Below are 22,664 nucleotides of genomic sequence, written 5' to 3' on the forward strand. Positions count from 1 at the left end.
CTGCACAACAGGACAAGGCAATGAGATCTGTGCGAGGGGTGCGGGGATGCAGATCAAGCCACGCCAGCATCTGCTGGACGTCTGGCGGGCGGTGGCCCGTTACTCGTTCGACAACGGGAAATACCTCATGGGGGACACCGGCGGACTGAGCAGCGTCGCGGACGCGGAACGCCTGCTCTGCCTGCTGTACCCGGCCACCGAGGTCCCCGCCTTCCGGCTGGACCAGCCGGACACCACCGACCGGGACGTCCTGCGCGTCCTGGAGGACGTCGGCGGCCGGCTGGAGATCCCCGCCAACCTGATCACCGCCCTGACCCAGTACATGCGGACCCACACCGGACCGGACGACAGTCCCGCCTTCTCCGGCGGCCACTACTTCAAACCGGCCGAACCCGGAGTCGAACTCACCCACCAGCAGGCCCAGTTGGGCGTGGTCGACTCCTACTCCATGTCCGTCACCCTCTGCCTGGCCACACTCGGGTTCCTCAAGGTCTACGAGGCCACCACCACCCGGCCCGAGATCCACGCCGCCATCGGCGAGCTGAGAGAGGCCACCAACACCCGGCTCACCGCCGCGATGATCAGCCTGCTGCGCTCCTTCACGGTGAACGTCTTCGACTCCGAGTCCGAACAGGGCAAGCGGCTGATCGAGGTCATCGGCCAGAACAGACAGTCCGACCGGGTCGTGCTCCAGCAGTTCGCCCGCCGGCTGCGCCCGCTGCGCGCCACGATCATCGAGAGCCTCACCCGCGGCATCCAGGTCGACGAGTCCATCCGCGACGAGAGCCAGCTCTTCGAGTGCGGCTGGGCCTGGGGCGTGGTGCGGGGCGCCCCCGAGGTCACCGGCCTCGACCTCCCGGTCCCCGGCCAGCCCGAGGGCATCGCCGACCGGCTGCCCTACGTGTACTTCACCGTCGTCGCCCTGGACGGCATCCAGGACCTCTTCTCCCACCGCACCCTCACCCTGGGCCTGCTCGACGAGGACCAGCAGAAGCTCGCCGAGATGCTGCGGCTGCGCTGGGAGCTGAGCCAGCAGTACTGGTCCGCCATCGCCCGCTTCGGCGCCGACCGGTGGCCCCTGGAGGACCTGCCCTGGCAGACCACCGGCCTGCGCCTGGAGTCCGAGTACTTCTCGCTGACCGTCGCGGCCATCCTCGTGCACGACCTGGTCCGCCGGAACGCCACCGACGACGACCTCACCCGCACCGTCACCATCATGGAGCGCCTCGCCGACCGCGGCCGGGTCAACAGCCGGATGACCAAGGACGACCCCACGATCCGGCTCCACCACCCGGGCGTCACCATGCCGCTCGCCGGGTCCGAACGCTCCGGCGGGCTCCTGCTGTGGCGGATGACGGACTACTCGGCGCAGCTCCTCAAGCGCACCGTCCAGCTCGCCATCCTCTCCCAGAACATCAACTCCCAGCGCCGCCTGCTGCGCCTGGCCGAGCAGACCTTCGAGCACCTGTGGCACCGGCGGATCAGGTCCGACGAGGGCGCCGACCTCTGGGACGACGTACGCGCCGTCTACCCGGACGCCCGCGGCGTCGACCGGCGGCTGTCCTGGAGCGTCACCGAGCGCGTCACCGAGTGCCTGGTCGCCGCCCGCAACCTGTACGAACAGCAGCCCATCCCCAGCGACGACCTGGCCCAGCTCGCCCGGGAACTGCTCAGCGAGGCCACCCACCTGTTCGGCAAGGAGCAGCTCCAGGCCGCCGCCGGCATCGGCGGCAACCGGGGCCGCGCGATGCGCAGCCTCGAGAGCCGCCTCGACCGGGCCCGCATCCTGGTCGACACCCAGCCCGGCACCGCCTTCGCCCTGGTCCTGCCGGTGCTCCAGGAACTCGACACCCTGGCCCAGGCCAGGGACGCCGGCGTGAAGGAGGGCTGAGCCGGTGCTCGTCTTCGCCGCCTCCGACAAGGGAGGCACCGGGCGCTCGGTGACCAGCGCCAACCTGGCCTACCAGCGTGCCCTGAACGGGGACCACGTCGCCTACGTGGACTTCGACTTCGGCTCGCCCACCGCCGCCGCCGTCTTCGACGTGCCCAGCGCCCTGCGCGGCACCGAGGCGCGCGGACTCCACTCCTACCTGGAGGGCGGCACCCCGGAGCCCGCCATGATCGACGTATGGCGGCAGACCGAGCACCCGCACCTGCACGCCTGGCCCAACCAGTCAGGGCGCCTGGTGCTGTTCCCCGGCGACCTCGGCGGCGGCGAGTTCGCCACCGACGACGACGCCCTGGAGCGCTGCGTCGACCTGCTGCTGCGGCTGAACGGCGAGTTCGACGTGATCATGGTCGACCTCAGTGCCGGCCGCAGCTACGCCGTCGACATGGCGCTGGCCGCCACCGCCCACCCCCGGATGCGCAACGTCCCCTTCCGCTGGCTGGTCTTCCACCGCTGGACCCGGCAGCACGTGATCGCCGCCTCCGGCCTGGTCCACCGCGAGCACGGCATCATCAAGGGCGGCGTCGAACGCGGCCACGACGAGAACGCGCTGCGGGCCGCCGTCCGGTTCGTCCGGGCCGCCGTACCCGACCCGGAGTCGGCCGTCTGGTCGCAGGGCTCGCCCGCGCAGGCCGCCTGGATGCAGTCCTGCGACGAGGCGCTGCGCCGGCTCGCCGCCGAGCACGCCATCGGCGACAGCGTCGTCCTCGGCGTCGTACCGCTGGAGCCCATCCTGCAGTGGCGCGAGCAGCTCATCACCGAGGAGGACGTCCTCGCCACCCAGATAGCCAACAAGGAGACGCTGGAGGCGCTGGAGGAGATCGCCCGGCGGCTGACGGACGACGCGTACTGGGGGCTGCCGTGACCGAGCACGCCGCGGAGTCCCGGCGCACGTCCGAGTCCGTGTTCCGGGAGACCGCCGCCGACCCGCGGACCCAGTCGGTCGGGCTGTCCCACCTCTCGCTGGAGCTGGGGCACCTGTACATGGAGGACTTCGAGGCCGGACCCGGGCGGCTGCGGGACCACTTCGCCCGGGTGGCCCCCTGGGCCGGGGCCGCCCGCGCCGCCGCCGCGGCGGCCACCGGCGGCAGACGCGCCCGGATCAGCACCTGCTTCCTGATCGACGACTACTTCGCCCGGTTCTCCAGCCCCGCCGAGATCGTCCCGCTCATCGTCGACGAGGCCGCGCGGGCCGGGCTGACCGTCGACTACCTGGCCCGCGAGTCCGGCTGCGCCGTCACCGGCAAGGTGCCGGTCGCCGAGGCGGTGGCCGGGCGCATCGTCGAGTCCCCGCCGCCCGGCAGCTACGGACTGCGCCCGCCCGCCGCGCAGACCGGCTGGCTGGCCAACGGCGAGCGCAGCCCGGTCGCCCGCGCCCCCCAGGCGATGAAGCGGGCCGCCCCCTGGGAGCCGCCCAGGGAGACCGCGGCCCGCCGCCACTCCGTCTTCCTGGACGTCGAGCTGTGGAGCGACGACGCCGACGGCCACCGCCTGTGGTCCTGCCCCTTCCTCGCCGCCGTCTGGCAGCTCGCCCGCCTCGGCCTGCTGCGCAACGAGGGCGAGGCCGTCTTCGTCCCCCAGCGGCCGCCCGCCGCCGGCTTCCCCGACGACTGGGACGAACTGCCCTCCCTGCTCCGGCTCAACCCGCGCGCCGACCCCTTCGCCGCCTACCGGACCGCCTCCGTCCTGCCCAGCCGGTTCCTGCCCGTCGAGCACGCCGTCCGCGTCGTCCTCGACCAGCTCGACGTGGACCACGGCGCGCTGCGCCAGGTCGCCGAACGCTCCGCCCGCGAGCACGCCGCCGTCCCCGACTCGGTCGCCGACCGCGTCTCCTACGTCTTCTACCCGGGACCCTGACATGGCGCGGCCCGAGGCAACCGCACCGGACGCCGTCCTCGCCTGCGGCGAGGTCCGCACCCGCCTGCTCCCCACCCGGCAGGCGCTCGACATCCGCACCGCCGCCCAGTTCCTCGCCCTGCGCGCCGACGAACGCGTGCTCGTCTCCGAACGGCCGGGCCTCTACGCGCGTTCCCCCGAGACCCTCACCGGCGTCGACTGCCCGCTGCCCAGCGCCAACGGCTCCCGCGTCCGCGCCGTCGGCACCGTCGCCGCGCGGGCCGCGCTCACCGAGGGCCGCGTCCTGCAGACCTCCGCCTGGTTCCGGCTGCCGCCCGCCGGACCCGACCGGCGCCGGCCCTGGGGCCAGTACCTGGTACGGCCCGGCACGGTCGAGCCGTTCGGCAAGGCCCAGCCCGAGGCCGTCGCCGACGGCGTCCTGGCCGGCGGGCGCCCCGGCGACCTCGACGTCGGACTGATCGCCGACGGCCTGCTCACCCGGCTGCTGCGCCACCCCCTGCTCGACCAGCGCCCGCCCCTGCGGTCCCGGCCCACCCGGCTGCGCTGGGCGGCCCTGCCCGCCGCCCCCGGTCAGGGCCCCGCCCTGGAGCGGTTCACCCTGGCCGAGGACGAGCTGCGCACCGTACGCCTCAGGGTGCCCCCGGGCACCCCGCCCGACCGGATCGCCGGGCTCTGCGACGACCTCGCCCTGCACGACTGGCTGCTGACCACCGTGGTCCACCTGCTCGACGGCGTACGGCTCGGCGCTCCGGAGCCGTCCGGCCGGCCCGCCGTCGTCCTGGCGCTGCGCCCCGCCGTCGACCACCTGCTGCACCTGTGGATGCCACGGGCCCGGGTGGCACCCGAACTGGCCCCGCTGTGGGAGACGCTCGAAGAACGGCCGGGCTTCACCCGGCAGTGGCAGGCGCTCGTGCAGCGCATCCGCGACCAGCTCACCCTGCACGCGGTCCCCGCGCTGTACCGGGAGGTGGAGCCCGCCCCCTGACCGCCCGCCGACCAGCCGCCCAGCCGCCCAGCCGCCTCCAGCACATCACCGCACCTCGATCCGAGCCATCCCGACGGGGGGAGAAGCGAGATGAGCACGGCACAGTCACCTCGATCCGAGGAGTCCGGACCGCCGTCCGGACCCCTGACCGCCCGGATACGGGCCCTCGGCCACCGGCGTCCCGGCGCCGACCTGTGGCCCCGCCGGCTGGCGGCCGGCCTGGTCGTCGGCGCCCTCGCCGGGGGCGTCGCCGCGCTGCTCGGCCCCGAGGTCGCGGTGGCGCGGCAGGTCACGGCCGCGCTGCTGTGCGCCGCCGCCGCGGTCGCCGTCCAGTACGTCCTCGGCCTGGACCGGCGGGTACGGGACCAGGAGCGCCGGACCCGCGGCGCGCTGGCCGAGACCGCCGCCGCACTGCACGAAGGGCTGCGGCGCCGCGACGACGAACTGGGCGCCGCCCTCGCCCGGACCACCGAGGACCTGCGGCACCTGGTCGACACCCGGCTGCCCCCGGCCGACCCGGAGGAGGACGCCGCCCACCAGCTCCAGGTCCGTACCGACGCCGACGGCGTGCCCGACCTGGCCCGCAGCTTCGCCGAGGTGCTCGCACCCGGCCCGGCGATCCTCGGCACGTTCGTCCGCATGGAGATGAAACGGGTGGTCTCCCACCTGTCGGACCTCACCAACCTGACCGCTCAGTGCCCCGGCGAGAACCACGACTGGATGCTCACCCTCACCCGCGCCGCCCAGCACTCCATCTGCGCCATCAGCACCTCCGTCGACCGCGAGTTCTGGAACAGCGAGCCCGCCAGCCGCTACCTCCAGGCCCAGAAGGAGGTCATCGAGGAGCGCGGCGTCCCGGTGAGCCGCCTCTTCCTGCTGCAGAGCGCCCGCGAACTCGACGACCGGCTGCTGCGCCTGTGCGACGAGCAGGAACTGCTGCGCATCGAGGTCCGCGTCGCCGTCCTGCCCGAACTCCCGCCGCACCTCCAGCGCGGCACCACCGACGACTTCATCGTCTACGACGAGGAGGTCACCTTCGAGATCGAGCAGGACCTGCGCGAGGTCAACGTCCGCACCCGGCTCAACGCCCGCCAGGACCACGTGCAGGACCGGATGAAACGGTTCCGGGAGCTGTGGGAGGCGGGCATGAACCTCCGCGAGCTGGAGGTGCGGGTCGACGACGAGGAGGACGGCACCTGGATGGTCGACCGGGGCTGACCGGGGCTGACCGGGGTGAACGGGCGGCGGCTCAGCGGCAGTACGTGTCGCCGTCCGGCCGCTCGCCGGTCGCCGGGGCGCACCGCTGCCGGGGGTCGGGGTCGGCCGCCCCGGGGCACGCGGCCCGGACGAGCGGGCGGCGGCGGGGCGGCGGCGGACGGCACCGGCACGGTCGGGCCCAGCAGGACGGCGGCGGCGCCCACGAGGGCGGCGGCACGCCGGGCCCGTGGGGCGGCCGGGGCCCGCCCCGCGCGGAGGGTCCGCGTCGGGTGTGTGGTCCGCGTCATACGGGCAGAGTCGCCGAGACGGGCCGCGGTCCCCGTCCGGGCAGCACCCGGTTCTCCTGGGGCAAACCCCCGCAGCCGCACCCGATCGGGTCCGGCGCTCGAACACCGTCGGGTCTGGGCATCACATGCTCGAACGGTACGTTTCTGCATTCCCCGGCGGCCCTTCCGAACTCCCCTTCGCCCCACCGCACTTGCGGCGCGCGGCGGCCCCCCGGGGCCGGTGCTGAAACGTCACCTTGGGGAGACGGGGCCCGGAACCGAAAAACAGAGGGGGACCCGGTCGGACAACGATCGGCCCGGAGCGAAGGGGCCGAGGGAGCGGAGGACGCGGTGCAAGAGCCCGTCGGTTCGTACGTCGTGGACACCCGGAACGGAAGGGTGGGGATCGTCATGGGGCACGAGGGACCGTACGTCCAGCTCCGGCCGTGCGGCGGCGGGCGGGAGTGGGACGCCGAACCGGGCGCGGTGCGCCGGGCGACGCCCGCCGAGCGGATCGGCGCGGGGACGGCGTACGTCAACGCCCGCAGCCGGGGCGAGGTGCCCTGAGACGTGGGTGACAATGGGTGCCATGAGTCTGTTCCGCGACGACGGCATCGTGCTGCGCACCCAGAAGCTGGGTGAGGCGGACCGGATCATCACCCTGCTCACCCGCGGTCACGGCCGGGTACGTGCTGTGGCCCGCGGCGTACGGCGCACGAAGAGCAAGTTCGGCGCCCGGCTCGAACCCTTCTCCCACGTCGACGTGCAGTTCTTCGCGCGCGGCAGCGAGCTGGTCGGCCGCGGACTGCCGCTGTGCACGCAGAGCGAGACCATCGCGCCGTACGGCGGCGGCATCGTCACCGACTACGCCCGGTACACCGCCGGGACGGTCATGCTGGAGACCGCCGAGCGGTTCACCGACCACGAGGGCGAGCCGGCCGTGCAGCAGTACCTGCTGCTGGTCGGCGCGCTGCGCACCCTCGCCCGCGGCGAGCACGCGCCCGGCCTGGTGCTGGACGCGTTCCTGCTGCGCTCCCTCGCGGTCAACGGGTACGCCCCGACCTTCGGGGACTGCGCGAAGTGCGGGATGCCGGGGCCGAACCGGTTCTTCTCGGTCGGATCGGGCGGTTCCGTCTGCGCCGACTGCCGGGTGCCCGGCAGCGTCGTACCCTCGCCCCAGGCCCTGGACCTGCTCGGCGCGCTGCTTGCGGGAGACTGGGCCACGGCGGACGCGGCCGAGCCGCGGCACGTCCGGGAGGGCAGCGGACTGGTCTCCGCCTACCTGCACTGGCATCTGGAGCGGGGACTGCGCTCCCTGCGGTACGTCGAGAAGTAGGAGAACCTGACATGGCCGTACGCGGGATTCTGGGGCGTCAGCGCCGGGAGTACCGGACACCCGAGCCGCACCCGTCCGGCGCCCGGCCGCCGAAGCTCCCCGGGGAACTGGTCCCGGAGCACGTGGCCATCGTCATGGACGGCAACGGCCGCTGGGCCAAGCAGCGCGGGCTGCCCCGCACCGAGGGCCACAAGGTGGGCGCCGAGCAGGTCATGGACGTGCTCCAGGGGGCCATCGAGATGGGCGTCGGGAGCATCTCCCTGTACGCCTTCTCCACCGAGAACTGGAAGCGCTCGCCCGACGAGGTGCGCTTCCTGATGAACTTCAACCGCGACTTCATCCGCAAGTCCCGCGACACCCTCGACGGGCTGGGCGTGCGGGTGCGCTGGGTGGGCCGGATGCCCAAGCTGTGGAAGTCGGTCGCCAAGGAACTCCAGGTCGCCCAGGAGCAGACCAAGGACAACGACCGGCTCACCCTCTACTTCTGCATGAACTACGGCGGCCGGGCCGAGATCGCCGACGCGGCGCAGGCCATCGCCGAGGAGGTGCGGGCCGGGCGGCTCGACCCGTCCAAGGTCACCGAGAAGACGGTCGCGAAGTACCTGTACTACCCGGACATGCCGGACGTCGACCTGTTCCTGCGGCCCAGCGGCGAGCAGCGCACCTCCAACTACCTGCTGTGGCAGAGCGCGTATGCGGAGATGGTCTTCCAGGACGTGCTGTGGCCGGACTTCGACCGCCGTGACCTGTGGCGCGCGTGCCTGGAGTTCGCCTCCCGGGACCGGCGCTTCGGCGGGGCGATCCCCAACGAGGAACTGCTCGCCATGGAGGGCCGTCAGCAGAGCTGATCTTCTTCGCCTACGCTTCCGCTCATGGTCATGGACATGGGGCGGGAAACGGGCGCGGACGCCGTGGAGCTGGCGTACCGGCCGGAGTACGGGGACTTCACGGCGGCGCTGCGGGCGCGAAGACGGATCCGCAAGGGCGCGCGGCTGCAGCGGGTGCTGCTCGTCGTCGTCGCCGTCTGCGCGGTCGTGGGGACCGTCGCCGGCGCGGCGACGGGGGAGCTGCCCCTGTTCCCCATGATCTGGATCGTCCTGGTCGTCGTGATGATGTCTCTGCTGCCGTGGCTCCAGGCCCGCCAGCTCCTCGCCCTGGCGACGCGGTTCGGCGGCCACCGGGCGACGGTGACGGAGTCCGGGCTGACGGTGACGAACGACGGCAGTTCGACGACGGTCACCTGGGCGGCGCAGCCGCGCTACCGCGAGACCCCCGAGCTGTTCGTCCTGTTCAGCGACGACAAGAACGTCTCGTGCTTCACCGTGCTGCCCAAGCGGGGCCTGCGGGACGGCGCCGACGCCGACCGGCTGCGCGCGGTCCTGGACCGGCACCTGACCCGCGTGTGACGGACGGGGCGGAGGTCAGCCCGCGCAGTCCGCGCACGTACCGAAGATCTCCACGGTGTGCGCCACGTTGACGTAGCCGTGCTCGGCGGCGATGGCCTCCGCCCACTTCTCCACGGCGGGTCCCTCCACCTCGACGGCCTTGCCGCAGGTGCGGCAGACCAGGTGGTGATGGTGGTCGTCGCTGGAGCAGCGGCGGTAGACGGACTCGCCGTCGGCGGTGCGCAGCACGTCGACCTCGCCGGCGTCGGCGAGGGACTGCAGGGTGCGGTAGACGGTGGTGAGGCCGACCGAGTCGCCCTTGTGCTTGAGCATGTCGTGCAGTTCCTGGGCGCTGCGGAACTCCTCGACCTCCTGCAGGGCCGCCGACACGGCGGCGCGCTGCCGGGTGGCACGGCCCTTCACGGGTGGTCCTGCGGTGGTCACCGGTTGCCTCCTCACGTCTGCGCTGCCGGGGCCATTGTGCCAGCCCCGGCTGCCGTCGGTCGGACGCCGATCGGATGCCGGGCAGTCGCCGGTCATATGCTCACCTCGTCGCCCGCCTCCCGCCCGGCCGGGATCCGGCACTCGGCGGGGTCGGCGGCGGCCCGCGCGGCGGCGGAGGCCCGCGCGCGCCGCCGGGCCAGCGGGGCGGCCAGCACGGTCAGCACGAGGAACGCACCGAGGGCGAGCAGCACGATCGTCGCGCCGGGCGGCACGTCCTGGTAGTACGAGGTGACCGTGCCGCCGAGGGTCGCCGCGACGCCGATCGCCACGGAGATCGCGAAGGTGGCGGCGAAGCTGCGGCTGAGCTGCTGGGCGGCGGCCACCGGGACCACCATCAGCGCGGAGACCAGCAGCAGGCCGACCACGCGCATGGCGACGGTCACGGTGACGGCGGCGGTGACGGCGGTCAGCAGGTTCAGCGCGCGCACCGGCAGCCCGGTGACCCGCGCGAACTCCTCGTCCTGGCTGACCGCGAAGAGCTGTCGGCGCAGGCCCAGGGTGACCAGCACCACGAAGGCCGCCAGCAGGCAGATCGCGGTGACGTCCGACTCGCTCACCGTGGACAGCGAGCCGAAGAGGTACGAGGTGAGGTTGGCGTTGGAGCCGCCCGGGGCGAGGTTGATGAACATCACGCCGCCGGCCATGCCGCCGTAGAAGAGCATGGCGAGGGCGATGTCGCCGCGGGTGCGGCCGTACCAGCGGATCAGCTCCATCAGGACGGCGCCCAGCACGGAGACCAGGGTGGCCATCCACACCGGGGACCAGGAGAGCAGGAAGCCGAGGCCGACGCCGGTCATCGCGACGTGGCCGATGCCGTCGCCCATCAGGGCCTGGCGGCGCTGGGCGAGGTAGATGCCGATCGCGGGGGCGGTGACGCCGACCAGGACGGCGGCGAGCAGGGCCCGCTGCATGAAGGCGTAGTTCAGGATTTCCATGGCGGTCAGCTCAGCAGTCCGGTGCGGATCGGTTCGGTGCCCGAGGTGTCGTGCGGGTGGACGTGGTCGTGGCCGGGCAGGGCATGCTGGCCGACCGCCTTGGGGGGCGGGCCGTCGTGCAGGACGCAGCCGTCGCGCAGGACGACGGCCCGGTCGATCAAGGGCTCCAGGGGGCCCAGCTCGTGCAGGACCAGCAGGACGGTCGTACCGGCGGCGGTCTGCTCGCGCAGGGTCTCGGCGAGCACCTCCTGGCTGGCCAGGTCGACGCCGGCCATCGGCTCGTCCATGATCAGCAGCTCGGGGTCGGAGGCGAGCGCGCGGGCGATCAGGACGCGCTGGTGCTGGCCGCCGGAGAGGGCGTTCACCGAGTCCTTGGCGCGGTCGGCCATGCCGACCAGCTCCAGGGCGCGGCGTACGGCCCGGTGGTCGGCCTTGCGCAGGATGCCGAAGCGGGCCCGGGACAGGCGCCCGGAGGAGACGACCTCGGTCACCGTGGCGGGCACGCCGCCGGCGGCCGTGGTGCGCTGCGGGACGTAGCCCACCCGCGCCCAGTCGCGGAACCGGCGCAGCGGGGTGCCGAACAGCTCGACCTCCCCGGCCGTCGCCGGCACCTGGCCGATGGCGGTGCGCACGGCGGTGGACTTGCCGGAGCCGTTGGCGCCGAGCAGCGCGACGACCTCACCGTGGCGGACGGTGAGGTCGATGCCCCGCAGGACGAGGCGCGAGCCCAGTTCGGCGCGGACGCCGCGCAGGGATATGACGGGCTCGTCGCTCACGAGGTCCTCCGAACGGTCAAAAACGGTCACTTGGCGCCGAGGGCGGTCTTCAGCGCTTCGAGGTTGGACTGCATGACCTCGATGTAGTCCTCGCCCTCGGACTTGTCGGTGATGCCTTCGAGCGGGTCGAGGACATCGGTCTTCAGGTTCGCGTCCTTGGCGAGCGTCTTCGCGGTCTTGTCCGACACCAGTGTCTCGTAGAACACGGTGGTCACGCCGTCGGCCTTGGCCTCCTGCTGGAGCTCCTTGATCCGGGCGGGGCTGGGCTCGCTCTCCGGGTCGAGGCCGGTGATGGCCTCCTGGGTCAGGCCGTAGCGCTCGGCGAGGTAGCCGAAGGCGGCGTGGTTGGTGAAGAAGACCTTGGTGTCGGTGTTCTTCAGACCGTTCTCGTACGCCGTGTTCAGACCGTCGAGCTTGGTCGTCAGCGTTTCGGCGTTCTTCTTGTAGTCGGCGGCGTGGTCCGGGTCGGCCTTCTCCAGGGCCGTGGCGACGCCCTCGGCGATCTCGGCGTACTTGACCGGGTCCAGCCAGACGTGCGGGTCGAGGGTGGACTCCGACCCCTCTTCCTCGGACTCGGCGTGCTCCTCCTCGCCGCCGTGGTCGTGCTCGACGTCGCCGTGGTTCTCCAGCTCGGTCAGCGTGGCCGCGTCGATCTTGGTCTTGACGCCGGACTGGGCGACCGCCTCGTCCACGGCGGGCTGCAGCGACTTCAGGTAGAGCACCGCGTCCGCCTTGCCCAGCTCGGCGGTCTGCTTGGTGCTCAGCTCCAGGTCGTGCGGCTCCTGGCCGGGCTCGGTGAGGGTGGTGACGTTCACGTGGTCCCCGCCGATCTGCTCGGCGAGGTACTGCATCGGGTAGAACGACGCGACGACGTCGAGCTTGCCGTCGCCCCCGCCGCTCGCCTCCGCGCTGTCGCCGGAGCAGGCGGAGAGGGTGCCGAGGCCGAGAGCGGTGACTGCTGCGACCGCTATGCCGGATATGGGGCGTCGTCGTACGTTCATGACACTCATTTTCAACAAATCTGGAAACGATTGTCAACAAAGGGCGGACCCGGGGCCGATTTGGTCGAGGGCCGGGCAACGCCGGTAACCTGAATCATTCGCTGGAAGCATCTCGCTTCGTCGCCCGTCGTCGTAATGAAGAGAGCACCGTGGCCGCCGACAAGATCGACACCATCGTCAGCCTGAGCAAGCGCCGTGGCTTCGTTTTCCCCTGTAGTGAGATCTACGGCGGCCAGCGTGCCGCCTGGGACTACGGCCCGCTCGGTGTCGAGCTCAAGGAGAACCTCAAGCGCCAGTGGTGGCGCTACATGGTCACGTCGCGCGAGGACGTCGTCGGCATCGACTCGTCCGTGATCCTCGCCCCCGAGGTCTGGGTCGCCTCCGGCCACGTCGCGACCTTCACCGACCCGCTGACCGAGTGCACCGCGTGCCACAAGCGGTTCCGCGCGGACCACCTGGAGGAGGCGTACGAGGAGAAGAAGGGCCGCGCCCCGGAGAACGGCCTCGCCGACGTCAACTGCCCCAACTGCGGCAACAAGGGCCAGTTCACCGAGCCCAAGCAGTTCTCCGGCCTGCTCTCCACCCACCTCGGCCCCACCCAGGACAGCGGCTCCGTCGCCTACCTGCGCCCCGAGACCGCGCAGGGCATCTTCACCAACTTCGGCCAGGTGCAGACCACCTCGCGCCGCAAGCCGCCGTTCGGCATCGCCCAGATGGGCAAGTCCTTCCGCAACGAGATCACGCCCGGCAACTTCATCTTCCGCACCCGCGAGTTCGAGCAGATGGAGATGGAGTTCTTCGTCAAGCCGGGCGAGGACGAGAAGTGGCAGGAGTACTGGATGGAGCAGCGCTGGAACTGGTACACCGGCCTCGGCATGCGCGAGGAGAACATGCGGTGGTACGAGCACCCCAAGGAGAAGCTCTCCCACTACTCCAAGCGCACCGCCGACATCGAGTACCGCTTCCAGTTCGGCGGCAGCGAGTGGGGTGAGCTGGAGGGCGTCGCCAACCGCACCGACTACGACCTCGGCGCCCACTCCAAGGCCTCCGGCCAGGACCTCTCCTACTTCGACCAGGAGGCCGGCGAGCGCTGGACCCCGTACGTCATCGAGCCGGCGGCCGGTGTCGGCCGCGCGATGCTCGCCTTCCTGCTGGACGCCTACATCGAGGACGAGGCGCCCAACGCCAAGGGCAAGCTGGAGAAGCGCACCGTGCTGCGCCTGGACCACCGCCTCGCCCCGGTGAAGGTCGCGGTGCTGCCGCTGTCGCGCAACGCCGACCTGTCCCCGAAGGCCAAGGGCCTCGCCCAGGCGCTGCGCCAGAACTGGAACATCGACTTCGACGACGCCGGTGCCATCGGCCGCCGCTACCGCCGCCAGGACGAGATCGGCACGCCGTACTGCGTGACGGTCGACTTCGACACGCTGGAGGACAACGCGGTGACGGTCCGCGAGCGTGACTCCATGAAGCAGGAGCGGGTGTCGCTGGACCAGATCGAGGGGTACCTGGCGAGCCGCCTGGTCGGCTGCTGAGGGTCTCTGTCTCTTACGAACGCCGGATGAGCTGGAAGGTTCAGCTCATCCGGCGTTCGGCTTTCGTGGTCCACGGGCGCTCAAGGACCTGGCTCAGCCGATGACGCGCACGGACAGCGGGTTGTTGAAAGCCACTGCGTGGCCGGGAGGCAGATTGCCCGTGAAGTTGGCGCAGTTCGCGTCGAAGAAGTAACTCACCGTCTTGTTCGTGTTGTTCGCGAGCAACTGGGCCCGGACCTGAAGGTTGAGGCAGACGTTGTCCGGCGGGTTGACGATCTGGAACGCCTGTCCCGAAGCGCTGAAGTACCGGATCGTTCCCGTGGCGGCCTGTGCGCTGGAGGTCAGGCCGACGGCCAGTGCGGCCGCGGTGCCGACCGCCAGGCCGAGCCTGCCCAGACGTGCGATGCGGAGCATGAGAGGGGACTCCTTCCCGCGTGGCTCGGATCCTTCGTGGCCGAGCTGTCGGGAGAGGTGTTCCGCCGATTGGGGGGTATCGCCGAGGTGAGCCCAAGAGGGGCCGTGGGATGATCTTGAAGCTGTGAGGGCCCGGCCCGTCACCCGTTCGGCTGATCACCGCGCATGAGCTGCATCTGTTCTTCTCGCCGACTCGCGATGAGCTTCAGTGGGCCGCTGGCCGTACGGACAGCGATGAGCATCTGCTGGCCCTGCTGCTGACGCTGAAGTCGTATCAGCGCATGGGGTGTTTCCCGAAGGTGGAGGACGTCCCGGAGGCGGTGGCGGAGTTCGTGCGGCGGGTGGTGGAGCTGCCGGAGGGCACGCTGCCGTGTACCGGGCGGCGAAGACCATGAAGAACCACCGGGGGCTGGTACGGCAGCGGGTCGGCGTGGTCTACGACCAGGTGCGAGCCCGGCGGATCGCCGAGGAGTCGATCCGCAGGGAGGCGGCGTCGAAGAACCGGCCTGCGGACCTGATCAACATCGCGCTGGAGAAGGTGGTGGAGGCAGGGCTGGAGCTGCCGGCGTTCTCAACCTTCGACGCGATGGCCTCGACGCTGCGCAAGGAGGTGAACGCCTCGATCTGCGGCGGTATCCATGACCGGATGAGTGCGTTCGAGCGGGCGGGGTCGCTGCGGCTGCTGGAGGAGCGCGAGAGCGACGGCACGACGCTGTACAACCGGCTGAAGAAGCCTGCCCAGGGCCCGACCTGGTCGCACTTCAAGAGCCTGGCCAAGCGGCTGGGCAGCCTGACCCGACCGGACGAGTTGGCCTGCTTCCTCGCTTACGCACCGAACGGCACCAGCGTCGAGGACCTGGTCCGCATCGCCGGATCGCGCTGGGCGATCGAGGAGGCCTTCCAGGCCGCGAAGAACGAATGCGGCCTCGATCAGTACGAAGTTCGCCGCTATCCGGGCTGGTACCGGCACATCACCCTGGCCATGCTCGCCCATGCCTTCCTGGCCGCCGTCGCAGTCCAAGTCACCGAAAGGGGGGGGCAGCAGAAACGACACCAGCACCGTCCGCTTCACCGTGGCAGAAGTCCGCCGGCTCCTGGAAGCTCTGCTGCCCCGCCCTACCCCACGCCCCGGAGCGGTTGTCCATGCCCTGAACTGGTCCCTCTGGCGCAGACGGCACCAAGCCACGGCCCGACGCTGCCACTACCGACGAAGGACCAGCTCAGGCAACGATTTCTCACTGGAGTACTAGTGGACATTTTCTGCTCCCCGTCGGGCCAGGGGATCCACGGACAACTGCTGCTCCGTAACCGGGGGCCCGGCCCGATGCGGCGTCGGTACCCCGGCGTGGCAGGCCACCCGCCGCACGCAAGACGACGTGGTACCAGGCGCGGCAACGGCGGACGTAGCACCGACGGGGCGGGGAATGTGCCCCTGGCTCTGCCCCTTCAGACCTGTCGGTGCACCGGGGTGTAGCGGTGATCCTGAAGGATCAGATGGAGTATTCCTCCTGTTGTCTCAAAGGAGCCTCATCATTCATACGCACGCACGGCGGGAGCGCCGGTTAAACGAGTCGGAAGCAGACCGCGCCGCGAGTCCGCTGCTCAATATGACCGCCCAGCGGATGCTGAACCTCCAGCGCCTGGCCGGGAACGCCGCAGTGGCGCGTGCCGTCGGGACAGCCGACCACGCACACGAACCCACGTACGGGCACACCGGCGTGGAGGAGGGCGGTCCCGCCGACCAGCGCCAACTGCTGGAGGCGGCCATGGCGGGTCCGAGCCGTGAGCTGCCGGGGTCCCTCCTGGATGAGGCGTCGGCGTTCTACGACAACAACGCGCTGTCCGCAACCCGCCTTCACGACGATCCGACGGCTCAGCGCGCGGTCGCGGCGATGGGTGCCCACGCCATGACGGTCGGCACGCACGTCTTCATGGGCCCGACGGCCCGGGGGCGCAAGGACATCATCGGCCACGAACTCGGCCATGTCGACAAGAACCTCCGGGGAGACCGTGAGACGGGTCAGAACAACGGTGCCGGAGTGACCGTGACCTCCCCGGGGCAGGATTCCGAGCGGACTGCCGAGGCCGACGGAGCGGCCTTCGCGGCAGGCGCGGCGCAAGCCCCGTCCGTCCTCGCGCAGCGGGCGGCCGTACCGGGCGCAGGCCCCGCAGCCCCCGCCGTGCAGCGCAGTGCCCGCGCGAGCGGCGCCCTGAGGGCGGATCCGCTGTCCGTCGTCCAGCGGTACGGCTCCTCCCGGCCCGTACGACGGCGCCGGGTGAACGTCGACAACCTGCCGAGTTATATCGTGCGCCCCAGCTACACCATGACCAAAGCCAAGAGGGGCGGCGAATGGTCCACGGCGACGCTCGGCCCGAACGGGTACTTCGGCATGGGAACCGACGCGAACTCCAACCTCCCCTCCTCGATCAACAAAGCCAGGAGAACCTACTCAATCGCCTTCAAGGCGGGTCATCTGCTGAACGCCGATTTCGGTGGGACCGGCAGGGATGCCGCAAACCTTACGATCCTCACTCCGACCGCTAATAGACTGCATCAGTCGTTTGACAATCCAGTGAAGAATGCCGTCTACATGCTGCGGCGGGTGTACGAACTCATGGCGGACATGTATCTCCCCGTCGACCGGCTCGACTACGGCGTCAGCGTCAGCGTCAGAGTTTCGGACACGAAATGGGACGCCCACAGTCCCGGTAAATACATCACGACCCAGCTGTACTGCGACGCCGGGGTCACCGGAGTGAACAGCGTGTATGACATGCTTCTGGACGCCCACGATGACGGAATGGACGCCACAGCGGTCTACGCCGCGATCGATGAAGTTCAAAACTATGTCGACCTCGCCAATAGTAGCAACATCATCCCCAACACCCACTGAGCTTGGCGTTTAGGCTCGAAGCTTCATGACGGTCCGCCGACGGAGTCGGTGGACCGTTTTCGTGCCCACTGCACCCAGGGTCATTGCATGATCGAGATCTGTCTTGGTTTGTCATGTGAGACCGAGGGTTCGTAGGGGCCGGTGGCTCGGCGGCGCCAGGCATGACAGCTGACAGTTATTGAAATCTGTCAGCTGTCATGTCATGGTGGACGCATGACGATGTCAACGCGCTCTCTCGGAACCACCGGCCCCCAGGTCTCCGCCCTCGGTCTCGGCTGCATGGGCATGTCCGCGCTCTACGGTGACGCGGACCGGGGCGAATCGACGGCCACCATCCATGCCGCCCTCGACGCCGGGGTCACGCTGCTCGACACCGGTGACTTCTACGGCATGGGGCACAACGAGATGCTGATCGGCGAGGCGCTGCGGACCGCGCCGGCCGGCCTGCGGGAGCGGGCGCTGGTCAGTGTGAAGTTCGGGGCGCTGCGCGACCCGGACGGCGGCTGGGCGGGGTACGACGGGCGGCCCGCCGCCGTGAAGAACTTCGCCGCCTACTCGCTCCAGCGCCTCGGCGTCGACCACATCGACGTCTACCGCATCGCCCGTCTCGACTCCGACGTGCCGATCGAGGAGACGGTCGGCGCCATCGCGGAACTGGTCGAGAAGGGGTACGTGCGGCACATCGGCCTCAGCGAGGTCGGGGCCGGGACCGTCCGGCGGGCCGCCGCCACCGCGCCCATCAGCGACCTGCAGATCGAGTACTCGCTCATCTCGCGCGGCATCGAGGAGGAGATCCTCCCCGCCGTGCGGGAGCTGGGGATCGGGATCACCGCGTACGGCGTGCTCTCGCGCGGGCTGATCTCCGGGCACTTCACCCCCGACCGGCAGCTCGCGGCCACCGACTTCCGCGCCCACTCCCCGCGCTTCCAGGGCAACAACCTCAAGCACAACCTGGACCTCGTCGAGGCCCTGCGGAAGATCGCCGAGGGCAAGGGTGTGAGCGTCGCGCAGGTCGCCATCGCGTGGGTGCTGTCGCGCGGTACGGACATCGTGCCGCTGGTCGGCGCCCGTACCCGGGAGCGGCTCGGGGAGGCGCTGGGCGCGCTGGACGTGACGCTGGACGCCGCCGACCTCGCCGCGATCGAGGAGGCCGTGCCGCCCGGTGCCGCCGCCGGCGAGCGCTACCCGGCGGCCCAGATGGCCCACGTCGAGCGCTGATCCGGGCCGGGTACGGTCTAGGGCATGGCACCGACCTCCGAGACCCTGACCGCCGAGCGCATCCTCGAAGCCACCGAGGAGGTGCTGCGCCGCCACGGCCCGGCCAAGGCCACCGTGGTGGACGTGGCCCGCGCGCTCGGCGTCAGCCACGGCAGCGTCTACCGGCACTTCCGGACCAAGGCGGCGCTGCGCGAGGCGGTCACCAAGCGGTGGCTGGACCGTACCTCCGAGGCGCTGGCCGGGATCGCCGCCGCCGCCGACCGCGACCCGGAGGCCCGGCTGCGGGACTGGACACGGGCCCTGTTCGAGGCCAAGCGGCGCAAGGCGGGCGACGATCCCGAGCTGTTCGCCACGTACTCGGTCCTGGTCGGGGAGAACGGCACGGTGGTCGGGGAGCACCTCGACGACCTGACCGCCCAGTTGACCCGGATCGTGCGGCTCGGCACGGAGGCGGGCGCCTTCGCCGCCGGTGATCCGGAGACCGCCGCCCGGGCGTTCTTCCAGGCCACCGCCCGCTTCCACGACCCCTGCCACGCGGACCAGTGGGGGCGGCCGGAGATCGACGGGGAGTTCGAGGCCGTGGTGGGGCTGCTGGTGCGGGGGCTGCGGGCCTGAACCGGGGGCCGGGTGGGTTCGGTTCACTGTCCGGGGCGGGTGGGTTCGGCTCATCGTCTGGGGCGGGTGGGTGTGGCTCGCTGTCCGGGTCGGGTGGGTTCGGCCCACCGCCCGGGTCGGATGGGCGGGCCGGATGGGCGGATCGGGTGGGCGGACCGGGTGGCGGGTTCGGCCCACCGCCCGGGCCGAAGGGCTCAGCCCACCGTCCGGGGCAGTCGCAGGCTCAGGAGGCCCGTCAGGACCACGCCCGCCAGCTGCACCAGGAGCGTGATCAGCAGGGCGTCCCGCATGCCCGCGCCCGGGGTCAGCGTCAGGAACAGGGTGCCGAGCGTGGCCACGCCCAGGGCCAGCGCCGACTGCTGGGTGGTGACCATGACACCGCCGCCGACGCCCGCCTTGGCCGCCGGCACCTCCGACAGCACGACGCGGAAGACGACGGGCAGTTGGAGCCCCTGCCCGGCCCCCGCCACGGCCGCGCCCGGCAGCAGCGCGGCGAAGCCCAGGTGCGGCCAGTACCGCCAGGCGGCCAGGATCAGCAGCGTCACCCCGACGGCCTGGACGACGGCGCCCGCCGGCACCACGCGCGTGCCGTAGCGGACCACCAGCCGGGGACCGGCCAGCGAGGCCAGGAAGAACGTCACCGCGAGCGGCGCCAGCGTCAGGCCCGCGGCCACCGGGGTCAGCCCCGCGCCCTGTTGCAGGGCCACCGCGATCACGAACATGAAACCGCTGAACCCGATCGAGAACGGCAGCACGAGCAGCAGCCCGCGCCGCAGCGACACCAGCGCGAACAGGCTCGGCGGCACCAGCGGCGTACGGCCCCTCCGGTCCGCCCCGCGCTCCACCGCCCAGAACGCCGCCGCCGCGCACGGGAACGCCGCCAGCGACAGCCACGTCCACAGCGGCCAGCCCGCCGCCCGGCCCTCGGTGAGCGGGAGCAGCAGCGCGATCAGGGCAGCCGCCAGCAGCAGGGTGCCGGGGACGTCCACGGGTTCCGGGCGGGCGGACCGCGTCTCCGGTACGGCGCGGGCGGCCAGTGGCAGACCGGCCAGCACCACGGGGACGTTGATCAGGAACACCGACCGCCAGCCCGTACCGGCGACGTCGGCGGTGACCAGGACACCGCCCAGGATCTGCCCGGCCACCATCGCCAGCCCGGCCGTCGCCCCGTACAGGCTCATCGCCTTCGCGCGCCGGGGGCCGGACGTGGTCGCCTGGACGGTGGCCAGCACCTGCGGCAGCATCGCGGCGGCCGACGCGCCCTGCGCCACCCGCGCCGCCACCAGCCACCACGCGCCGGGCGCCAGCCCGCACGCCAGTGAGGTCAGCCCGAAGGCCGCCATGCCGACGAGGAACAGCCGCCGCCGGCCGAACAGGTCGCCCAGCCGTCCGCCGAGGACCAGCAGGACGGCGTACGCCACCCCGTAGCCGGCGACGACGAGTTCCAGCACCGCCTCGCCCGCCGATAGGCCGGTGGCGATGGCGGGCAGGGCGACGTTGACGACGAAGAAGTCGACGAGGGGAAGTGCCGCGCCCAGCAGCACGGTGAACAGGCCCGCGCCGCCGAGCACCGGTGACGGTGGGACGGCCGGCCGGGCGGGAGGGGGAGTAGTCAGGGTCTCGGTCACCTCACCGAGGCTGCGGCCCCGCGCAGCCGGGTACCAGAGTGTCCTTGTCCTGGTAGCAGGAGTACCCGGCAACAGGGTGCGGCGGTGGCGGGGACGCGGTCATGCTGGACGCATGACGACGACGGACCAGAGCAGCGCGTCCGTGACGCGGCCCCGGCAGGCGGTGTCCGCCGTCCGGCGGCGCGAACTCGCCGCGTTCCTGCGCAGCCGCCGGGAGCGGATCAGTCCCGAGCAGGTCGGCCTCGTACGCGGCCGGCGGCGCCGTACGCCGGGCCTGCGGCGCGAGGAGGTCGCCCAGCTCTCGGCGGTGGGCGTGACCTGGTACACCTGGCTGGAGCAGGCCCGAGACATCCAGGTCTCCGTCCAGGTCCTCGACGCCCTCGCCCGCGCCCTGCTGCTCGACCCGACCGAGCGCGCCCACCTCTTCCGGCTCGCCGGGGCGACCGACCCGACGCCGGCGACCGTGTGCCCGTCCGTCACCCCGGCGCTGCGGGCCCTGCTGGAGCGGATCGAGCCCTTCCCGGCCTGCCTCCAGAACAGCCGGTACGACATCCTCGCCCACAACCGCACCTACGGGCTGCTGCTGTGCGACCTGGAGGCGGTGCCGCCCGAGGACCGGAACTGCATGATCCTCTCCTACACCCACGCGGAGTGGCAGTCCTCGATCGTGCACCTGGAGGAGGCCCAGCGGCTGATGGCCGCCCGGTTCCGTACCGCCATGGCCGGGCATCTCGCCGAGCCCGCCTGGAAGATGCTGCTGAAGCGGCTGCGCGACCAGTCGCCCGCGTTCCGCGAGGCGTGGGAGCGGCACGAGGTCGTCGCCCACCGCGGCAAGCGCAAGGAGTTCCACAACCGGCACGTCGGCCGCCTCTTCCTCGACCACACCGACCTGTGGCTCGGCCCGGAGAACGGCCCCCGCCTGGTGACGTACGCACCGGCCGACGACGACACCCGGCGGCGGCTGGACGCGCTGCACGCGCTCGCGCTGGAAAGGCGCCCCGTGGCACAGGAGTGACCCGGTATCACGTGGATGACCCTCCGAAGTGCGGGAACCCGGCGCGTACCGGAAGGTGATGTTGCCAGGGCGAGCACGCGCGTGGAGGACGGTCATGGCTGAGCAGAAGTCGGCGACACACGGGCTCCCGGGGCCGCTCGGTGCCGCCGTCACGGTGCTGGAGCGGGTGCCGGGTGCCGGGACGGTCGGCAAGGTGGCCGGCGGGGTGCTGGAGCGGGTGCCGGGTGCCGGAACCGTCGGCAAGGTGGCGGGCGGGGTGCTGGACCGGATCGGCGCGGTGTCGCCCCGCGGGCGGCGGCTGGCGGTGTACACCGGTGCCGGGGTGGCGGGCGTCGCCGGTCTCGTGGAGTGGCCCGTCGCGGTCGCCGGAGCGGCGGTCGCCTGGCTGACGCAGCCTCGGCGGCGGGAGTCGGAGGAGGCGGAGGCGGATGCGGGCACGGGCACGGGCACGGGCGTGAAGAAGGGCACCGGCGCGAAGAAGGGTGCCGGTGCGGGCAAGGGCGCGGCTGGGGCTGTTGCTACGGCTGTGAGTGCCGGGGGTGGTGAGGCGGTCTGGGGCGGTGCGTCGAGGACCGCCGCCGCGGCCGGGACGCCGGCCGGAGCCCGTAAGGCGGCGGCCGGGGTCCGCAAGACGGCGGCCCGGTCCGCCACGACGGCGGCGGGAGCAGGGAAGACGGGGGCCGGGGCGCGCAAGACCACTGGCACGGCGGTGAAGACGGGGGCCGGGGCGCGCAAGACCACCGGCGCGGCGGTGAAGACGGCGGGCGCGCGCCCGGCACCGGCGTCCGGTGCCGCCAGGACAGCGGGCCGGGGGACGGCTGCCACGGCGAAGAGGACGGCGACCGCCCGCACCAGGCCGGCCACCGCCCCCACCGCGACCACCGACACCGGAATGACCAGCGGCGTCCGCGCCAAGAACACGGCCGTGGCCAAGGGCGCCGGTGCCGTGGCCCGCAGCGGGGCCGCGACGAAGAGCGGCTCGGCGGCGCCGCCACGCGCTGCCACCGCCACCACCCGGAAATCGGCCAGGAAGACCGCTGAGTCCGCTGAGTCCGCCGGGTCCGCCAAGGGCAGCAAGACCGCCAAGGGCGCCAAGTCGGGCAAGGCGGCCGGAACGAGCCGGAAGGCAGGCTGAGG

The 22,664-nt window shown here is 71.9% G+C and carries 21 protein-coding genes and 2 pseudogenes; 17 read left to right on the forward strand and 6 right to left on the reverse strand.

Going from position 1 to position 22,664, the window contains the following annotated elements; translation table 11 throughout:
* Positions 1 to 46: 46 nt before the first annotated feature.
* From ACIQR3_RS21615 to ACIQR3_RS21655, 9 genes are all read left to right on the forward strand, one after another.
* Complete coding sequence (locus ACIQR3_RS21615) at positions 47 to 1,891, forward strand: SCO2524 family protein (protein ID WP_403541219.1); 1,845 nt, start codon at positions 47 to 49, stop codon at positions 1,889 to 1,891.
* Between the two features lie 4 nt (positions 1,892 to 1,895).
* A complete protein-coding gene (locus tag ACIQR3_RS21620; RefSeq protein ID WP_403541221.1) occupies positions 1,896 to 2,813 on the forward strand; it encodes an SCO2523 family variant P-loop protein in 918 nt (305 codons plus the stop codon).
* Positions 2,810 to 3,805: an SCO2522 family protein gene (locus ACIQR3_RS21625; protein WP_403541223.1), complete on the forward strand. Its 996-nt coding sequence runs from the start codon at positions 2,810 to 2,812 to the stop codon at positions 3,803 to 3,805. The genes ACIQR3_RS21620 and ACIQR3_RS21625 overlap by 4 nt, the downstream gene beginning before the upstream one ends.
* Before the next feature lies 1 nt (position 3,806).
* Positions 3,807 to 4,790, forward strand: coding sequence for an SCO2521 family protein (locus tag ACIQR3_RS21630; protein ID WP_403541224.1), 984 nt, complete (start codon positions 3,807 to 3,809; stop codon positions 4,788 to 4,790).
* Positions 4,791 to 4,880: 90 nt separating this feature from the next.
* The gene (locus ACIQR3_RS21635; RefSeq protein WP_403541226.1) at positions 4,881 to 6,008 is read left to right on the forward strand and encodes a hypothetical protein; all 1,128 of its coding nucleotides are present in this window, start codon (positions 4,881 to 4,883) and stop codon (positions 6,006 to 6,008) included.
* Between the two features lie 617 nt (positions 6,009 to 6,625).
* Positions 6,626 to 6,841 carry a hypothetical protein gene (locus tag ACIQR3_RS21640; RefSeq protein WP_215169162.1) on the forward strand — a complete coding sequence of 72 codons (216 nt, stop codon included), beginning with the start codon at positions 6,626 to 6,628 and terminating at the stop codon, positions 6,839 to 6,841.
* 22 nt (positions 6,842 to 6,863) lie between these two features.
* Positions 6,864 to 7,610 (forward strand): DNA repair protein RecO, encoded by a 747-nt coding sequence (recO, locus tag ACIQR3_RS21645; RefSeq protein ID WP_403541229.1) that lies wholly within the window; start codon positions 6,864 to 6,866, stop codon positions 7,608 to 7,610.
* An 11-nt stretch (positions 7,611 to 7,621) separates the two neighbouring features.
* Positions 7,622 to 8,458 (forward strand): isoprenyl transferase, encoded by an 837-nt coding sequence (locus tag ACIQR3_RS21650; RefSeq protein ID WP_403541231.1) that lies wholly within the window; start codon positions 7,622 to 7,624, stop codon positions 8,456 to 8,458.
* Between the two features lie 24 nt (positions 8,459 to 8,482).
* The gene (locus tag ACIQR3_RS21655; protein ID WP_403541233.1) at positions 8,483 to 9,016 is read left to right on the forward strand and encodes a YcxB family protein; all 534 of its coding nucleotides are present in this window, start codon (positions 8,483 to 8,485) and stop codon (positions 9,014 to 9,016) included.
* Positions 9,017 to 9,031: 15 nt separating this feature from the next.
* On the opposite strand, the gene ACIQR3_RS21660 is transcribed toward ACIQR3_RS21655, so the two are convergent.
* From ACIQR3_RS21660 to ACIQR3_RS21675, 4 genes are all read right to left on the reverse strand, one after another.
* Positions 9,032 to 9,439, reverse strand: coding sequence for a Fur family transcriptional regulator (locus ACIQR3_RS21660; RefSeq protein WP_215169170.1), 408 nt, complete (start codon positions 9,437 to 9,439; stop codon positions 9,032 to 9,034).
* A gap of 92 nt (positions 9,440 to 9,531) precedes the next feature.
* Positions 9,532 to 10,434 (reverse strand): metal ABC transporter permease, encoded by a 903-nt coding sequence (locus tag ACIQR3_RS21665; protein WP_403541235.1) that lies wholly within the window; start codon positions 10,432 to 10,434, stop codon positions 9,532 to 9,534.
* Positions 10,435 to 10,439: 5 nt separating this feature from the next.
* Positions 10,440 to 11,210, reverse strand: coding sequence for a metal ABC transporter ATP-binding protein (locus ACIQR3_RS21670; protein ID WP_403541238.1), 771 nt, complete (start codon positions 11,208 to 11,210; stop codon positions 10,440 to 10,442).
* A 26-nt stretch (positions 11,211 to 11,236) separates the two neighbouring features.
* Positions 11,237 to 12,211 (reverse strand): zinc ABC transporter substrate-binding protein, encoded by a 975-nt coding sequence (locus ACIQR3_RS21675; protein WP_403541240.1) that lies wholly within the window; start codon positions 12,209 to 12,211, stop codon positions 11,237 to 11,239.
* Between the two features lie 149 nt (positions 12,212 to 12,360).
* On the opposite strand from ACIQR3_RS21675, the gene ACIQR3_RS21680 reads away from it, so the two are divergent.
* Positions 12,361 to 13,743: a glycine--tRNA ligase gene (locus ACIQR3_RS21680; protein ID WP_215169177.1), complete on the forward strand. Its 1,383-nt coding sequence runs from the start codon at positions 12,361 to 12,363 to the stop codon at positions 13,741 to 13,743.
* 93 nt (positions 13,744 to 13,836) lie between these two features.
* Here ACIQR3_RS21680 and ACIQR3_RS21685 read toward each other — a convergent pair whose 3' ends face one another.
* Positions 13,837 to 14,157 carry a hypothetical protein gene (locus ACIQR3_RS21685; RefSeq protein ID WP_403541242.1) on the reverse strand — a complete coding sequence of 107 codons (321 nt, stop codon included), beginning with the start codon at positions 14,155 to 14,157 and terminating at the stop codon, positions 13,837 to 13,839.
* Positions 14,158 to 14,333: 176 nt separating this feature from the next.
* Between ACIQR3_RS21685 and ACIQR3_RS21690 the strand changes: the two are divergent.
* From ACIQR3_RS21690 to ACIQR3_RS21710, 5 genes and pseudogenes are all read left to right on the forward strand, one after another.
* Positions 14,334 to 14,695, forward strand: a pseudogene (locus tag ACIQR3_RS21690) (DUF4158 domain-containing protein); the annotation flags it as partial.
* A gap of 231 nt (positions 14,696 to 14,926) precedes the next feature.
* A pseudogene (locus ACIQR3_RS21695) lies at positions 14,927 to 15,309 on the forward strand (IS701 family transposase); the annotation flags it as partial.
* Between the two features lie 455 nt (positions 15,310 to 15,764).
* A complete protein-coding gene (locus ACIQR3_RS21700; RefSeq protein ID WP_403541245.1) occupies positions 15,765 to 17,051 on the forward strand; it encodes a DUF4157 domain-containing protein in 1,287 nt (428 codons plus the stop codon).
* 213 nt (positions 17,052 to 17,264) lie between these two features.
* Positions 17,265 to 18,269 carry an aldo/keto reductase gene (locus ACIQR3_RS21705; RefSeq protein ID WP_403541248.1) on the forward strand — a complete coding sequence of 335 codons (1,005 nt, stop codon included), beginning with the start codon at positions 17,265 to 17,267 and terminating at the stop codon, positions 18,267 to 18,269.
* Positions 18,270 to 18,293: 24 nt separating this feature from the next.
* Positions 18,294 to 18,884, forward strand: a complete 591-nt coding sequence (locus ACIQR3_RS21710) for a TetR family transcriptional regulator (protein ID WP_403541250.1) — start codon at positions 18,294 to 18,296, stop codon at positions 18,882 to 18,884.
* A gap of 194 nt (positions 18,885 to 19,078) precedes the next feature.
* Here the strand turns inward: ACIQR3_RS21710 and ACIQR3_RS21715 are convergent, their stop codons facing one another.
* A complete protein-coding gene (locus ACIQR3_RS21715) occupies positions 19,079 to 20,512 on the reverse strand; it encodes an MFS transporter (protein ID WP_403541252.1) in 1,434 nt (477 codons plus the stop codon).
* Positions 20,513 to 20,624: 112 nt separating this feature from the next.
* Between ACIQR3_RS21715 and ACIQR3_RS21720 the strand changes: the two genes are divergently transcribed.
* Complete coding sequence (locus ACIQR3_RS21720) at positions 20,625 to 21,527, forward strand: helix-turn-helix domain-containing protein (protein ID WP_403541255.1); 903 nt, start codon at positions 20,625 to 20,627, stop codon at positions 21,525 to 21,527.
* A 94-nt stretch (positions 21,528 to 21,621) separates the two neighbouring features.
* Positions 21,622 to 22,662: a hypothetical protein gene (locus ACIQR3_RS21725; RefSeq protein WP_403541257.1), complete on the forward strand. Its 1,041-nt coding sequence runs from the start codon at positions 21,622 to 21,624 to the stop codon at positions 22,660 to 22,662.
* Positions 22,663 to 22,664 lie beyond the last annotated feature (2 nt).

This window comes from Streptomyces sp. NPDC090994 (assembly GCF_044768905.1).
Classification (GTDB): Bacteria; Actinomycetota; Actinomycetes; order Streptomycetales; family Streptomycetaceae; genus Streptomyces.